This is a genomic window from Blautia sp. An249, from assembly GCF_002159835.1.
Lineage (GTDB): Bacteria > Bacillota > Clostridia > Lachnospirales > Lachnospiraceae > Blautia_A > Blautia_A avistercoris.
The window spans coordinates 1-12,780 of the sequence record NZ_NFJL01000016.1 but is presented as its reverse complement, the minus strand read 5'-3'; the positions used below and the strand labels follow the sequence as shown (position 1 = coordinate 12,780).

The 12,780-nt window shown below is 44.7% G+C and carries 19 protein-coding genes; 14 read left to right on the top strand and 5 right to left on the bottom strand.

Translation table 11 applies throughout. The features are described 5' to 3' along the window. Nucleotides 1-112: 112 nt before the first annotated feature. Both B5F53_RS14095 and B5F53_RS14090 read left to right on the top strand, forming a co-directional pair. Entirely contained in the window at nt 113-418 is a 306-nt protein-coding gene (locus B5F53_RS14095; RefSeq protein WP_002578492.1) for a hypothetical protein, read from the top strand. Next, on the top strand, nt 415-726 hold the full coding sequence (locus tag B5F53_RS14090) for a CD1845 family protein (RefSeq protein WP_002578493.1): 312 nt from the start codon (nt 415-417) through the stop codon (nt 724-726). Before B5F53_RS14095 ends, B5F53_RS14090 begins: the two co-directional genes overlap by 4 nt. 33 nt (nt 727-759) lie before the next feature. On the opposite strand, the gene B5F53_RS14085 is transcribed toward B5F53_RS14090, so the two are convergent. Beyond that, a complete protein-coding gene (locus B5F53_RS14085; protein ID WP_002578494.1) occupies nt 760-999 on the bottom strand; it encodes a helix-turn-helix domain-containing protein in 240 nt (79 codons plus the stop codon). Nucleotides 1,000-1,119: 120 nt separating this feature from the next. On the opposite strand from B5F53_RS14085, the gene B5F53_RS14080 reads away from it, so the two are divergent. The 6 genes from B5F53_RS14080 (at nt 1,120) to B5F53_RS14050 (ending at nt 5,519) form a co-directional block, all read left to right on the top strand. After that, nucleotides 1,120-1,557 (top strand): hypothetical protein, encoded by a 438-nt coding sequence (locus tag B5F53_RS14080; RefSeq protein ID WP_002578495.1) that lies wholly within the window; start codon nt 1,120-1,122, stop codon nt 1,555-1,557. A gap of 136 nt (nt 1,558-1,693) precedes the next feature. Continuing rightward, on the top strand, nt 1,694-2,287 hold the full coding sequence (locus tag B5F53_RS14075; RefSeq protein WP_002578496.1) for a type IV toxin-antitoxin system AbiEi family antitoxin domain-containing protein: 594 nt from the start codon (nt 1,694-1,696) through the stop codon (nt 2,285-2,287). Next, nucleotides 2,284-3,138: a nucleotidyl transferase AbiEii/AbiGii toxin family protein gene (locus B5F53_RS14070; protein ID WP_002578497.1), complete on the top strand. Its 855-nt coding sequence runs from the start codon at nt 2,284-2,286 to the stop codon at nt 3,136-3,138. The genes B5F53_RS14075 and B5F53_RS14070 overlap by 4 nt, the downstream gene beginning before the upstream one ends. Then, a complete protein-coding gene (locus B5F53_RS14065) occupies nt 3,135-3,467 on the top strand; it encodes a hypothetical protein (protein ID WP_002578498.1) in 333 nt (110 codons plus the stop codon). The genes B5F53_RS14070 and B5F53_RS14065 overlap by 4 nt, the downstream gene beginning before the upstream one ends. Before the next feature lie 55 nt (nt 3,468-3,522). Beyond that, nucleotides 3,523-4,938 (top strand): relaxase/mobilization nuclease domain-containing protein, encoded by a 1,416-nt coding sequence (locus tag B5F53_RS14060; RefSeq protein WP_002578499.1) that lies wholly within the window; start codon nt 3,523-3,525, stop codon nt 4,936-4,938. A gap of 284 nt (nt 4,939-5,222) precedes the next feature. Further along, a complete protein-coding gene (locus B5F53_RS14050) occupies nt 5,223-5,519 on the top strand; it encodes a hypothetical protein (RefSeq protein WP_002576327.1) in 297 nt (98 codons plus the stop codon). An 80-nt stretch (nt 5,520-5,599) separates the two neighbouring features. Here the strand turns inward: B5F53_RS14050 and B5F53_RS14045 are convergent, their stop codons facing one another. Then, nucleotides 5,600-5,953 carry a helix-turn-helix domain-containing protein gene (locus tag B5F53_RS14045; protein WP_002576326.1) on the bottom strand — a complete coding sequence of 118 codons (354 nt, stop codon included), beginning with the start codon at nt 5,951-5,953 and terminating at the stop codon, nt 5,600-5,602. Nucleotides 5,954-6,118: 165 nt separating this feature from the next. Between B5F53_RS14045 and B5F53_RS20720 the strand changes: the two genes are divergently transcribed. The 6 genes from B5F53_RS20720 to B5F53_RS14015 all read left to right on the top strand — a co-directional run bounded on the left by B5F53_RS20720 (nt 6,119) and on the right by B5F53_RS14015 (nt 10,123). Then, the gene (locus tag B5F53_RS20720; RefSeq protein WP_009246557.1) at nt 6,119-6,316 is read left to right on the top strand and encodes a helix-turn-helix domain-containing protein; all 198 of its coding nucleotides are present in this window, start codon (nt 6,119-6,121) and stop codon (nt 6,314-6,316) included. After that, nucleotides 6,306-6,920, top strand: coding sequence for a bacitracin resistance transcriptional activator BcrR (gene bcrR / locus B5F53_RS14035; protein WP_002576325.1), 615 nt, complete (start codon nt 6,306-6,308; stop codon nt 6,918-6,920). The genes B5F53_RS20720 and bcrR overlap by 11 nt, the downstream gene beginning before the upstream one ends. 180 nt (nt 6,921-7,100) lie before the next feature. After that, entirely contained in the window at nt 7,101-8,018 is a 918-nt protein-coding gene (bcrA, locus tag B5F53_RS14030; protein WP_002576324.1) for a bacitracin ABC transporter ATP-binding protein BcrA, read from the top strand. Then, nucleotides 8,011-8,760, top strand: a complete 750-nt coding sequence (locus B5F53_RS14025; RefSeq protein WP_002576323.1) for an ABC transporter permease — start codon at nt 8,011-8,013, stop codon at nt 8,758-8,760. The genes bcrA and B5F53_RS14025 overlap by 8 nt, the downstream gene beginning before the upstream one ends. After that, nucleotides 8,760-9,587 (top strand): bacitracin resistance undecaprenyl-diphosphatase BcrD, encoded by an 828-nt coding sequence (gene bcrD, locus B5F53_RS14020; RefSeq protein WP_002576322.1) that lies wholly within the window; start codon nt 8,760-8,762, stop codon nt 9,585-9,587. Before B5F53_RS14025 ends, bcrD begins: the two co-directional genes overlap by 1 nt. Before the next feature lie 167 nt (nt 9,588-9,754). Next, the gene (locus B5F53_RS14015; protein WP_242970332.1) at nt 9,755-10,123 is read left to right on the top strand and encodes an RNA polymerase subunit sigma-70; all 369 of its coding nucleotides are present in this window, start codon (nt 9,755-9,757) and stop codon (nt 10,121-10,123) included. A 65-nt stretch (nt 10,124-10,188) separates the two neighbouring features. On the opposite strand, the gene tnpC is transcribed toward B5F53_RS14015, so the two are convergent. The 3 genes from tnpC to tnpA all read right to left on the bottom strand — a co-directional run bounded on the left by tnpC (nt 10,189) and on the right by tnpA (nt 12,696). Then, a complete protein-coding gene (tnpC, locus tag B5F53_RS14010; protein WP_087224471.1) occupies nt 10,189-11,859 on the bottom strand; it encodes an IS66 family transposase in 1,671 nt (556 codons plus the stop codon). A gap of 146 nt (nt 11,860-12,005) precedes the next feature. Beyond that, nucleotides 12,006-12,359, bottom strand: a complete 354-nt coding sequence (gene tnpB, locus B5F53_RS14005; protein ID WP_087163148.1) for an IS66 family insertion sequence element accessory protein TnpB — start codon at nt 12,357-12,359, stop codon at nt 12,006-12,008. Next, the gene (gene tnpA, locus B5F53_RS14000) at nt 12,352-12,696 is read right to left on the bottom strand and encodes an IS66 family insertion sequence element accessory protein TnpA (RefSeq protein ID WP_242970331.1); all 345 of its coding nucleotides are present in this window, start codon (nt 12,694-12,696) and stop codon (nt 12,352-12,354) included. The genes tnpB and tnpA overlap by 8 nt, the downstream gene beginning before the upstream one ends. Between the last annotated feature and the right edge of the window lie 84 nt (nt 12,697-12,780).

The following is a 12,780-nucleotide window of genomic DNA, read 5'->3' as shown; positions in this document are numbered from 1 at the left end:
CTTTTCGCCGCGCCTTCCTCCGTTTTTTCTTTTGCCCATATCCTTGTCTTTTTGAAATGTTGGAAGGATAATATGGGTAGAAAACAGATTGCCGCAAAGGAGTTGAGAATAGATGAAAACCTTTGAGAAGGTGTTGGAGATTTTTCGTGAGTATTTGGACTGTGATCTAGAGGAAGAAGTCCTCCCTTGTCGAGAAGGTTATCTCCGCGTCACATGGAATGGAGATTCCCGCTACTGTGTGGATGGACTTCTCAGCCGGACACCGGACGAACTATTCGAGGTGCTGTTATCTGATTATCGCAGCTATGAGGAACTGCGGCTAACCAAAGGATGCCGAGAAGTGACGGAAGAAGATGAAAGACAGGCAGAAATTCTCTGTCAGAGCTTTCGGGAACGATGGAAGGAGGAAGAAAAATGAGGGCGATCTGGTTCATTCTGAAACTGCCGTTGAAGATTTTAATGGCTCCGGTGATTCTGTCGCTGACCCTGTTCGTCTGGATTTGTGTGGGGATTGTCTATGTCTCCGGTTTGGTGCTGGGGCTTATCAGCATGGTGGTTGCCCTGCTGGGTGTGGCAGTTCTGATTACTTACTCCTTGCAAAACGGCATTATCCTGCTGGTGATAGCATTTCTCATTAGTCCCTATGGTTTGCCAATGGCTGCAATCTGGCTACTGGGCAAGGTACAGGACTTGAAGTTTATCATTCAAGATTTGGTTTATGGATAATATGAAAACCTCCGACGAATTTCGTCGGAGGTTTTATGGTTCTAGGTTATCTTCTTGAAAAAGCGGCGATGCAAAAAAGGTATCTATCCCAATCCCCATTCCTTGGCACATCTCATGAATGATCCGTAGCTTAACCGAATCATACGAGCAGTTGATGACATTTCCAATCGTAGACTTGGGAACACCGCTTTTCATATACAGTTGATATTGTGTCATTTTTCTTTCATCTAGTAATTCTAACAGACGTTTGCTTACCGCCTCGTTTAGCTTCATTCTATACACCGCCCCTGTGACTGTACTATATTTAGTATATGGGCAGTTTTGCTAAAATTGGTCCCTGTACCTGTACTAATAGAGCTATTTGCAGTATGATGGTAATAGGGGTGCCATCGTATGAACGTAACTTTTTGTGGCCATTCGCAAATCACAAAGGCAGACAATATTGCGAATTGGCTTCGCAATGTAACACAAGACCTAATTGAGCAAGGAGCAACAACTTTTTATCTTGGAGGATATGGAGAGTTCGACAGTTTAGCAGCGTCTATTTTACGGGAACAAAAGAAAAAGTATCCGCAAATCGAGCTGGTTCTTGTATTGGCATATTTGAACACTGGCCGGGATGTTTCTGGCTATGACAGTACCGTGTATCCACCGCTGGAAAACGTACCGCGCCGTTTTTCGATTTCTCATAGAAATCGCTGGATGGTAGAGTCCGCCGATGTAGTGGTGGCCTATGTTCTCCATGATTGGGGCGGAGCAGCCACAACGTTACGGTGTGCCAAACAGAAAAAGAAGCAGATTATTTCATATCGTGATGAAATGGGCAGCTGAGGTTGTCTATTTTGCTGCCACTTCATATTTCCAAAACTGTTGAACGTTAAGCTGTCGGTAAAATTATGCCGAATTTTCATCACTTTACTTTTGAACTAATATTGCTTATAATATTAGTGTGAAAGGAAGTGGTACGGTGGGACAATTTGAACAGCTGGATCAGCTGCTGGAAACACAGGATGGGATGCTGCGAACAGCTCAAGTAGTATCTGCTGGTATTTCTAAGCCTGTTTTTTATGATTATGTGCACTCACGGGAATTGGAGCGGGTCGCGCATGGAATTTATCTTTCCAAGGATGCCTGGGTCGATGCCATGTACTTACTTCATCTGCGGGTCGAACAGGCAGTGTTTTCCCATGAGACAGCTTTATTTTTTCACGATCTGACAGACCGCGAGCCGCTGGAATATACGGTCACAGTCAAGACCGGATATAATCCCTCCAAGCTGAAAGCAGAGGGCGTACAGGTATTCACCATTAAGGCGGAACTGCATGGGGTGGGCCTGACAACGGCTCAGACACCATTTGGGCATACAGTTCCTGTCTATGACCTGGAGCGCACCATCTGCGACCTGCTCCGCAGCAGGAACAACATGGAGATGCAGACTTTTCAAGGGGCATTAAAGATGTATGCCAGAAGAAAAGACAAAGACCTGCGGACATTGATGCGGTATGCCGGTATGTTCCGGGTAGAAAAAATTCTGCGGCAGTATTTGGAGGTGCTTTTATGATAAAAACAGCAAGGCAGTTGAAGGATCTGATCCGCAATCTTTCCAGAAAAAAATCTGCGGACGCCCAGCTCTTGATGCGGAACTACATGATGGAGCGTTTTCTGGAGCGTATCTCCCTTTCTGAATATCGTGACAAATTTATTCTGAAAGGCGGTATGCTGGTAGCGGCTATGGTTGGTCTGGATGCCCGTTCCACGATGGATTTGGACGCTACTGTAAAAGGAGCCAATGTCAATGTGGAGGACATAGAGAATTTGATTTCCGCTATTGTGAGTGTCCCGCTTGATGATGGCGTCAAATTCCAGCTGAAAAGTATTTCGGAGATTATGGATGAGGCGGAATATCCGGGGATTCGCGTAAATATGACTACAACCTTTGACGGTGTGGTGACGCCTTTGAAGATTGACATTTCCACAGGGGATGCCATTACCCCCAGGGAGATCCGCTACTCTTTCAAGCTGATGCTGGAAGATCGCTCCATTGATATTTGGGCGTACAATCTGGAAACGGTTCTGGCCGAAAAGCTGGAAACGATCATTACCAGAACTACCACCAACACCCGCATGAGAGATTTCTATGACATTTATATTCTGGAACAGCTGCATGGGAATACATTGGACCCTCAGATTCTCCATGATGCGCTGCGGGCCACTGCTCACAAACGCGGGACAGAACGACATCTTGCAGAAGCTGCCGAAGTTTTTGAGGAAGTGGAGAACAGCTCGGTTATGCAGAAACTTTGGGAATCGTACCGCAAAAAATTTTCCTATGCGGCAGATCTGGAGTGGAACATCATCATGGGGGCGGTGCGCAGTTTATACGCTCTCAGTGAAAAGGAATCGAGCCTATGAAGAAGCACGGCCATTATTGTAAAGTCTGCGGAGAATATAAGGCTAATGAAAAATTTTCCGGCAAAGGTCATGCGGCGCACGTCTGTAAATCCTGTGCTTCTTTGCCGCCGGAGAAGCAAGCGGAGCAAATGACAATAAACCGCTTGCTGAATCTCCCATGGAGATTATCAAAGGAGCAGATTTCCTGGCTGAAGAACCGAATGAAAGATAAGCGCCGGGAAGTTCGTGCGCTGGCAAAAGAACAATACGAGATGAGGTTTCCTCCGAAGCGGTTAGAGGACATCGAGGACAATTTTGATTTTCTCGATGAGGACGATTTAATAGAATAACAAAAGCGGTCTGCACCATGCAGGCCGTTTCTTTTTTGGAAAGGAGGTCTCCCTTATGGCAACCACACGCATCATGCCGCTGCATATCGGCAAGGGTCGGACTGAGAGCCGTGCCATCAGCGATATTATTGACTATGTGGCAAATCCCCAAAAGACCGACAACGGAAAATTGATTACCAGCTATGGATGTGACAGCCGCACTGCTGATGCAGAGTTTCTGTTGGCAAAGCGGCAGTATATTGCCGCCACCGGACGAGTGCGCGGTACAGATGATGTGATCGCCTACCATGTGCGCCAGTCGTTCAGGCCCGGAGAGATCACACCGGAGGAAGCCAACCGGCTGGGCATAGAATTTGCCAGGCGGTTCACCAAAGGCAATCATTCCTTTGTGGTCTGCACCCACATCGACAAATCGCATATTCATAATCACATCATCTGGTCGGCGGTCAATATGGATTGTGACCGGAAGTTCCGTAACTTTTGGGGAAGCACCAGAGCTGTTCGACGTTTAAGTGACACCATTTGTATCGAGAACGGACTATCCATTGTGGAGAACCCCAAGCCCCACGGAAAAAGCTATAACAAGTGGCTGGGCGAACAAGCCAAGCCCTCCCATCGGGAACAGCTACGGGTGATGATTGACCGGGCGCTGGAGCAAAAGCCAGCAGACTTTGACACACTTCTGCAACTGCTTTCCGAGATGGGCTGCGAGGTATCTCGGCGCGGGAAAGCAATCCGCCTTAAAGCTCCCGGCTGGAAGAATGTAGCCCGTATGGATGACAAGCTGGGAGCCGGGTACAGCGAAACAGAAATCCGTGCGGTGCTGGCTGGAGAAAAGCAGCACACGCCCCGCAAGAAATCCACCGTGCAGCCGGAGCCACCCAAGGTCAATTTGCTGGTGGATATTCAGGCAAAATTGCAGGCCGGGAAAGGTGCTGGATATGCACGCTGGGCCAAGGTTTTTAACTTAAAACAGATGGCGCAGACCGTGAATTTTCTTACCGAACATCACCTACTGGACTATACAGAGCTGGAAGAAAAAGCGGTGGCGGCTACCGCCCATCACAATGAGCTGTCAGCGCAGATTAAGGCGACGGAGAAACGCATGGCAGAGATCGCCGTCCTGCGTACCCATATCGTTAATTATGCCAAGACCCGCGAGACCTATGTTGCCTATCGCAAGGCCGGTTATTCCCGAAAATTTCGGGAGGAACATGAGCAAGAAATTCTGCTCCATCAGGCGGCAAAAAATGCCTTTGATGAGATGGGAGTGAAGAAGCTGCCCAAGGTCAAAGACCTGCAATCTGAGTATGCCAAACTGCTGGAGGAAAAGAAGAAAACCTACGCCGAGTACCGGCGTTCCCGTGAGGAAATGCGGGAACTTTTGACGGCAAAGGCCAATGTGGATCGGCTGCTGAAAATGGATGAGGAACAGAAAAAAGAACAAGAAAAAGACCACGGCCAGCGGTAAGCCGGTCATGGTCATAAGCGTCCATCGGACGCGTAGCCGCAGAATGAAATTCTGCGTTCAAAGGGGCTTGGGGGCGCTGCCCTCAACAAGCAAAGCAGAGGGGGAAATCACGTCAGGATTTTTCCCTCTGTGGGCCGAGTGTATTAACACCGGCATTGCTTGCCACTTTTGTTCGCAAACAATATCCGTATCCTTTACACGATGATTTACTTTTATTATCATAGTCGTAATAAGTATATAAACTACTTACATATAAGCACCTAAAATATGAAAGGGCTGATAAAATGATGACCTTTGAAAAGGTTTTAGAAGTATTCAACGATTACCTAAATAAAGATAGTGTTTTGGAGGTGGTGAACACTAAGCGAGGATACACCGTTATGATTTGGGATGAAAAAGATGAGCAATGGTTTGGTGTGGAACATTGCAAAGCCCCCGAGCTTTTACGGGATGCCTTACTTGATGGCTATCGTGATTTTTTAGAGCAACAACTTACTCATAACCGCAGGAGTTTAACCGAAACAGAAATCTTAGATATTCAAAACCGATGTGAACAGCTTTATGATTTGTGTGGAGAATAAAAAAATAACCTAAAAAGTGCGATAGCCTGTGTAGGTGTCGCACTTTTTTCAGTTGGCTTGGCTTACGAAAACAGCGTTAATTATTCCGCAGTTTCTCTTGCCTTTTTCAAGCCTTGAGCCGTAGCTTCCATCACGATAAGCTCCTTTTCTTCCATATCATTCAACAGTACATCAACTTGTTTGCGGCGATTGTTGTCGCCATCTTCATTGCATGGAAAAAAGAACTGGTCTACAGAGATGTCAAGCAAGGTAGTAATGAGATAAAATTTGTTAAGCCTTGGGTGCTGCCCCCTGTTCTCTATATACATAATAGAGCGTGGCGTAAGGTCTACCAGTTGGGCAAGATATTCCTGTGTCCACCCTTTTGCTTCCCGAGCTTTTTTTATCGCTATACCTAACGGCTTAAAATCAAGTTTTCTTTCATCTTGGTACATTTTAATATCATCCTATATCATTGTACATTTCGGGTGATGATATTTGAACGAAGTATGATTTTATGTTTAGTAGTGTATAATTTCGTATTAGTGGAGAGAAACTTGCTATTATTCGTCATTCCGTATATAATAATTATATACTCTTTGCGAAAGGAAGTTGATATTATGAATTACATTTCTGTGAAAGCCGCTTCTGAAAAATGGGGCATATCGGAAAGACGGATACAAAAATTATGTGAGGAAAATCGCATTGACGGAACTGAAAAATTTGGTCGTGCATGGATGATACCAAAAGATGCAGAAAAACCCGTTGATGGACGTATGAAAACAAGGAACAAACAGGAGGAGAATCATGGAATTTAATGAAAAGCTACAACAGCTTAGGACTGGAAAGAACTTAACGCAGGAACAACTTGCGGAGCAATTATATGTATCAAGAACAGCCATTTCAAAATGGGAAAGCGGCAAGGGTTACCCTAACATTGAGTCGCTCAAGTGTATTTCTAAATTCTTTTCTGTGACCATAGATGAACTGCTATCGGGCGAAGAACTGATTACACTTGCCGAAACTGAAAATCGTTCCAACTTGAAAAAAATTTACAGTTTCATTTATGGAATATTAGATATGATGGCGGTTACTTTTATACTTTTGCCGTTGTATGGTAACCTTGTTGACGGATATATTTATTCTGTCAATCTACTTTCATTTACAGACACTACCCCAATATATCTTGCAATCTATTGGATTGTTTTTATTGTTTTGATTGCACTTGGGATAGCGAAACTGATGTGTGTTTGTTTTGAAAAGGAATCATGGAGCAACATAATCACAAAATGCTCTCTCGTGCTGAGTACGCTTTTTATCTGCTTCTTCGCTGCGGCAAGACAACCCTATGTAACCGCCCTTATGTTTCTGCTATTTGTTGCTAAAATATTTGTCTGGATAAAGCAAACCCAAACAAAGTAAAATGCCATAAACCCTTTAAAATAGGCTCTGACACGATAAGTGTCGGAGCTTTTTTCGTGCTGACATCTATTGTGTCGGCATTGTGACGGTAGATTTCTTGGCTTCTATGCAATACTCGTGGATAATAAGATTGTGGTCAGCGAAAACAAGAACAGCAACCCACGGAAAGGAGAATCAAATATGGATTATATCATTGAAACAGAAAATCTTACGAAGCGATACGGAACAGCCACCGTTGTCGATAAGGTAAATCTTCATGTGCCAAAGGGCAAAATTTATGGTTTGCTCGGCAGAAACGGAGCAGGCAAAACCACAGCAATGAAAATGATGTTGCAGCTTGCTTTCCCAACGGAGGGAACGGTACGCTTGTTTGGCACAAACTATAAGGAAAATATCCATACCCTTTATAGCAAAGTAGGCTCTATTATCGAAACACCGGGATTTTACAGTAATTTAACAGGGTATGAGAATTTGCAAATTCTCGCTAAACTGCGAGGGGGAGTATCTAAAAGTGGAGTAGAAAAAGCTCTTGAAGTTGTGGGGCTGCATAAGGAGAAAAGAAAAGTCTTTTCCGATTATTCCCTCGGAATGAAGCAACGGCTTGGTATTGCCGCCGCCATTATGCACGAGCCGGAGCTTTTAATACTTGACGAACCGATTAACGGACTTGACCCCATTGGAATAGTTGAAATACGCTCATTTTTATCTGAACTTAGTCACAATCATGGCATTACCATTTTTATCTCAAGCCATGTTTTAAGCGAGATTGAACAGATAGCAGATATTATCGGCGTTATGCACGAGGGGCATTTAGTAGAGGAAGTGAATATATCCGAGCTTCACAAAAGGAATCGAAAATACATTCAATTTGATTTATCTGACAGTGAGATAGCCGGAAAGATTTTAGAAAACCACTACCACATGACGGATTTTACAGTGCAGGACGGTACGGTGAGAATTTATGACTTTAGCCAAAGTGTTGGAGAAATCAATCGAGAATTTGCACGAAATGGACTGCTCGTGACAAGGATAAATGATAGTGAGGAAAACTTAGAGGACTACTTTTCTAAACTGATTGGAGGTGGCGGTATTGCTTAATCTTATTTCTTGTGAATTATTAAAACTAAAGCGTTCAAAAATGGTGCTAATTAGTGTGGCAGGGGTATTATCTACCCCACTTTTGATGTTAATAGAAGCCTTGCAAACACATTTTGATAAGCCGGAGATTATCTTTACCTTGTCTGACATATACAGCGACAGTGTACTGTATATCATGCTGCTGGTAAACATTATGATATATGTGGCAATTGCAGCTTACTTGTTTAGCAGAGAGTACACAGAAAGCACCCTCAAAACCATATTGCCCATACCCATTTCAAGGACAAAACTATTAATTGGAAAATTTTGCACCCTGCTTCTTTGGATTGTTATGCTAACCCTTGTAACATGGGCAGGTATATTTATCGTTTGTGGGCTATATGACGCTGTCTTTACATTGGAGGGATATAGCTTACTAGTGGCAATAGTATGGCTCCCCAAGTTTTTGTTTGGCAGTATCCTGATGTTTTTAACAGTTTCTCCTTTTGTGTTTGTTGCTATGAAAACAAAAGGATTTGTCGCCCCGATGATTGGCTCTGCCGTGATTGTCATGGGAAGTGCCGCACTTTCAAATCAAGAATGGGGAGCGTTGTATCCGTGGACAGCCACCTATTTCTTGGTGCAGGGTAAACTTCAGAGTACCGGCTATCCTACACTGCTGTCTGTATCTATTATTATTCTTGTATCAGCAGTTGGTTTTCTTATGACCTTTCATCATTTTAAAAAGGAGGATTTGAAATAATGGTACTTGATTTTATAGAAATTTTAAAAGTTATTTTTCTTGGAATTGTTGAGGGTATTACTGAGTGGCTACCTATCAGCAGCACAGGACATATGATTCTTGTGGACGAATTTATCACACTTAATATGAGCGAAGCATTTAAAGAAATGTTTTTTGTTGTTATTCAACTTGGAGCTATACTCGCAGTGGTTGTAATGTTTTGGAACAAGATGTTTCCCTTTCAATTTAAGAACAAAGCACAGTCAATTGTTAAAAAGGATACTTTCTCGTTGTGGTTCAAGGTTGCGGTAGCTTGTGTACCGTCAGCTATTATGGGGATTCTATTTGATGATTATTTGGATGCTTACCTCCAAACCCCCATTGTGATTTCAATCATGTTAATCTTTTATGGTTTGTTATTCATTCTCATAGAAAATTGGAATAAAAAGCGTACTCCTACTACTATGGCACTTTCTGACATCAGCTATAAAACAGCAATCTTGATAGGGGCATTTCAAGTGTTATCACTTATACCCGGCACATCACGGTCGGGAGCAACGATTATAGGTGCTTTACTCATAGGAGTTTCACGAGTGGCAGCAGCAGAGTTTACTTTTTTCCTCGCAGTACCTACTATGCTTGGAGCAAGTGCTTTTAAGCTGTTAAAATTCGGGTTTGAATTTACAAGTGCAGAACTGCTCGCTCTTGTTCTCGGTATGGCTGTGGCATTTGCGGTATCTGTCTTAGTAATTAAATTCCTAATGAACTTTATCAAAAAACATGATTTTAAGGTGTTTGGTTGGTATCGAATTGTGCTTGGTATACTTGTTGTACTTATAAAATCTTAATAATGCGTTTTCTTTGTGCGCGAATAAAAATGCCAGTTGGTCCTTAAGATCAGCTGGCATTTTTGTTTCTGGGGATGGAAAACAACCCAGAGATTCTCGTTGTCGATCTCCTCCTGATTTTAGTTTGCATGGTGAATTTTGCAAATTGAATCTACAGGAGGTTAATAATGGGATTTAATTATGGATATGAGAAAAAGAAGTTTGATAGTAGATGGAAGCGTTTAGAAGTTGAGTATTGTGATGCAGGGATGAGCGAAGAACAGATTGCTGCCATGAAAGAATATGACTGGGCATGGTTTTGCAGTCAAAGGGTTTTTCAAAACCATACGCAACCAATACCTTGTGAACAATATGATGAAGTATGTGGTCAATCACAGCTGTTCCGAAAGTTTGCATCGTTATCTTATCAATGGGATGTTGATAAGATTGATCAAACGCGATATGGATGGTTGGCTTCGGTGGAAAACGAACAACTACTGTTGAGATTGAAGAAGCTGTCGAAGAAAGATTTGGAGCTATTGACATTACGTAAGTAGGTAATCATCCGTGCCTTGACAAAATATGAAAATCCCCCAGCATTTACCGGGGGAAAATTAGTCTCTCATTTTTTCAGTTTGCTGCGGCAGTCAGTCGGCAGGCTGTTGGACCATGGAAGCAGTTCCAGCATAGCTTCCTTTTCCGGGAATGGACTAAGATCTTTCATCTGCTCCATCACATAGGTGAGATAATTGTAGGGTTTCAGTCCGTTCAGCATGGCTGTTTCCGTGATGCTGTATACAGTTGCGCTGGCCTGCGCTCCACGGATGCTCTTTGCGAAAAGCCAGTTCCGTCTCCCTGTCGCAAAGTTTTTTAGTGCACGTTCCGCTGCCAGATTATCAATACTTAAGTGTCCGTCCTCCAGATATCTTTTCAGATAAGCTTCCTGGTTCAGGGTGTACAGGACAGCTTCACCGATCAACGAAGACCGGTCTACGGAATCCTCCAGTGTATGAAGCCACTCAAAGAAAGCCTCTAAAAGCGGTTTCGCCTGCTTTTGACGCTCTCCATACCGTTCTTCCGGTGACTTGTCACGGATCATCTCCTCAATCTTATAGAGCATCCCGATCCGTGCCATTGCCTGATATGCGGTTGTCTCCTTCAGCTGCTCTTTGGTGAAATCCTTTTTCAGTACCGTCAGGGCTTCATCAAACCTGCGCCTCGCATGGGCCATGCATCCCGTTACAGTGATCCTTTCCGGGAGACTGTGGTATGCCTGGTAACCATCACAGGTGAAATATCCCTCAAACTGGTCTCCAAGGAATTCCACCGGATGATATCCGGCGCGGGTCCTTTCATATTGGAAGAGGACCATCCGGGGTGAGCTACTGTATTCATCGGTGAGATAGACCCACATCCAGTTCTGGGTGGAGCCCTTCTGGTCCGGTTCATCGATCACCTGGATCCGGGTTTCGTCTCCGTGTAAATATTTACTCCGGAGCAGCTCTTCTTTCATCAGAGCGTAGAGTGGCTGCAGATACCGGTCCGCACATTGGATGATCCAGTTCGCCATGGTCTTTGTGGAAAGGTCCAGGTCGTACCGGGCGAATTCCCGTTCCTGGCGTGCAAGCGGCATCCCGTTTACATACTTGGCATTCATGATGCCCGCCACCAGGGATGGCGTTGCCACGCTGCCCTTCAGAAGTGACGGCGTTTTTTCCGGCCGCTTCATGGCTCCGCATTTCGGGCAGCTGTATACAAAGGTCACTTCTTCCACGACTTCAAACCGTGCGGGAACGAATTTCAGCCGTTTTACGGTTTCCTTTGTGACAACCTTATATTTCGTATTGCAGTCCGGGCAGTAACGGTCTGCCCCTGTCAGCTTGTACTCGATCACTTCGGTTGTCTCAAAGGAGGAAAGGTCTTCCTCCTTTTTGCCGGAACGTTTCTTCCTCTTGTAAGAAGACGGATGGACCTCTTCCAGGTCCGGTTCCGGGGCATTGGGATCCGCTTCCTGCTCTGCCTCGTTGAAAAGATCCAGCTGGGTATACCCGTCCGCATATTTTTCGCTGGACGCTCCAAAGCGTTTCCTCTGGGCAAGGGTAAGGCGGTCCGAGAGCATGGCGTTCAGGAATTCCAGTTCCTTTGTTTTCTCTTCCAGGAGCTGGATCCTCGTTTCCTGTTTTTCCAGGGCCTCTTTCTGTTTCTGATAATGCCCCTGCATGATCTTTACCAGTGAAAGCATATCATCCCTGCTCATCCTGTTCAGTTGTTCCTCTGTAAAAATCGGATCCATCGTGCCGCCTCATCTTTCTGAAATCTCTATGGACAGTTTACCATAAAAAGGAGCTGGTTTCTATTGGAAACTGCTTTCAGGAGCAGAGGAAAATCTGCGTAAAATCAAGGAATTTTCGGCTTTTTGCGAATTGACAGGAAACGGGCTCAGACCACGATCTTTGGGTGGCGTTCTTCAAAAGCGCCGCTGGGATTCAGGGACAATCCATCGCACAGCCAGTGGATCTCTTTGAGAGTCACTTTCCGCAGTTCATCCGGTGTGTCCGGCCAATGGAAGGAATTCCGGTCCAGGCGTTTCATCAGGATCCAAAATCCGGAACCATCCCACTGGAGGATCTTGATCAATGTGCGTCTGCGATTGCAGAATGCGAACATACAGCGGGAGTACGGGTCGAGGTGGAATTTCAGTTTGATGATCGCGGCTAAACCGGTATAACTCTTGCGGAGATCCGTAACCCCGCACGCCAGATAGACCGTTGTGCTTCCTGAAAAATCAAGCATAGTTCTTCAAAGCCTGGAGCAGAGCAGTCATCAGCCTGGAAGGACAGTCGGCACCCACTTCAATCCGGATATTTTCCGGAAGAAAGATCGTAACAGAATGATTTCCTGCCGGGGCGTTAAACTGCTGCTCCTGTTCCGAAGGGAGCTTTGCGAACACCGGATCAGAAAAAGGTTCCGTTCCAGTAGCTCCTGACTGGATCTTACGGATCCAATAGCCCAGAGTAGACTGTGGAATCTCATTCTGCTGACACCAGTCTTTGCGGGATAAGCCGCTTTCCTGGAAAGAATGGACTCGATCAGCCCAGAGATCAGTTTTTGAGATTTTATTGTCATCCATCTCTATTGGTATCACCTCCATCATTTGAGAACATCTTATCAAATGATGGAAGGGATTTGAAGATACGGATGATTACCTACTTAC

Excerpts from the sequence above, each read along its gene's own strand:
- tnpC (WP_087224471.1), bottom strand. The coding sequence starts at position 11,859 with ATGGATCCGATTTTTACAGAGGAACAACTGAACAGGATGAGCAGGGAT.
- bcrA (WP_002576324.1), top strand. The coding sequence starts at position 7,101 with ATGGATTATATCATTGAAACAGAAAATCTTACGAAGCGATACGGAACA.
- B5F53_RS14070 (WP_002578497.1), top strand. The coding sequence starts at position 2,284 with ATGATAAAAACAGCAAGGCAGTTGAAGGATCTGATCCGCAATCTTTCC.
- B5F53_RS20720 (WP_009246557.1), top strand. The coding sequence starts at position 6,119 with ATGAATTACATTTCTGTGAAAGCCGCTTCTGAAAAATGGGGCATATCG.
- B5F53_RS14050 (WP_002576327.1), top strand. The coding sequence starts at position 5,223 with ATGATGACCTTTGAAAAGGTTTTAGAAGTATTCAACGATTACCTAAAT.
- B5F53_RS14015 (WP_242970332.1), top strand. The coding sequence starts at position 9,755 with ATGGGATTTAATTATGGATATGAGAAAAAGAAGTTTGATAGTAGATGG.
- bcrR (WP_002576325.1), top strand. The coding sequence starts at position 6,306 with ATGGAATTTAATGAAAAGCTACAACAGCTTAGGACTGGAAAGAACTTA.
- B5F53_RS14090 (WP_002578493.1), top strand. The coding sequence starts at position 415 with ATGAGGGCGATCTGGTTCATTCTGAAACTGCCGTTGAAGATTTTAATG.
- B5F53_RS14065 (WP_002578498.1), top strand. The coding sequence starts at position 3,135 with ATGAAGAAGCACGGCCATTATTGTAAAGTCTGCGGAGAATATAAGGCT.
- B5F53_RS14085 (WP_002578494.1), bottom strand. The coding sequence starts at position 999 with ATGAAGCTAAACGAGGCGGTAAGCAAACGTCTGTTAGAATTACTAGAT.
- tnpA (WP_242970331.1), bottom strand. The coding sequence starts at position 12,696 with ATGGATGACAATAAAATCTCAAAAACTGATCTCTGGGCTGATCGAGTC.
- B5F53_RS14095 (WP_002578492.1), top strand. The coding sequence starts at position 113 with ATGAAAACCTTTGAGAAGGTGTTGGAGATTTTTCGTGAGTATTTGGAC.
- B5F53_RS14045 (WP_002576326.1), bottom strand. The coding sequence starts at position 5,953 with ATGTACCAAGATGAAAGAAAACTTGATTTTAAGCCGTTAGGTATAGCG.
- B5F53_RS14080 (WP_002578495.1), top strand. The coding sequence starts at position 1,120 with ATGAACGTAACTTTTTGTGGCCATTCGCAAATCACAAAGGCAGACAAT.
- tnpB (WP_087163148.1), bottom strand. The coding sequence starts at position 12,359 with ATGCTTGATTTTTCAGGAAGCACAACGGTCTATCTGGCGTGCGGGGTT.
- B5F53_RS14060 (WP_002578499.1), top strand. The coding sequence starts at position 3,523 with ATGGCAACCACACGCATCATGCCGCTGCATATCGGCAAGGGTCGGACT.
- bcrD (WP_002576322.1), top strand. The coding sequence starts at position 8,760 with ATGGTACTTGATTTTATAGAAATTTTAAAAGTTATTTTTCTTGGAATT.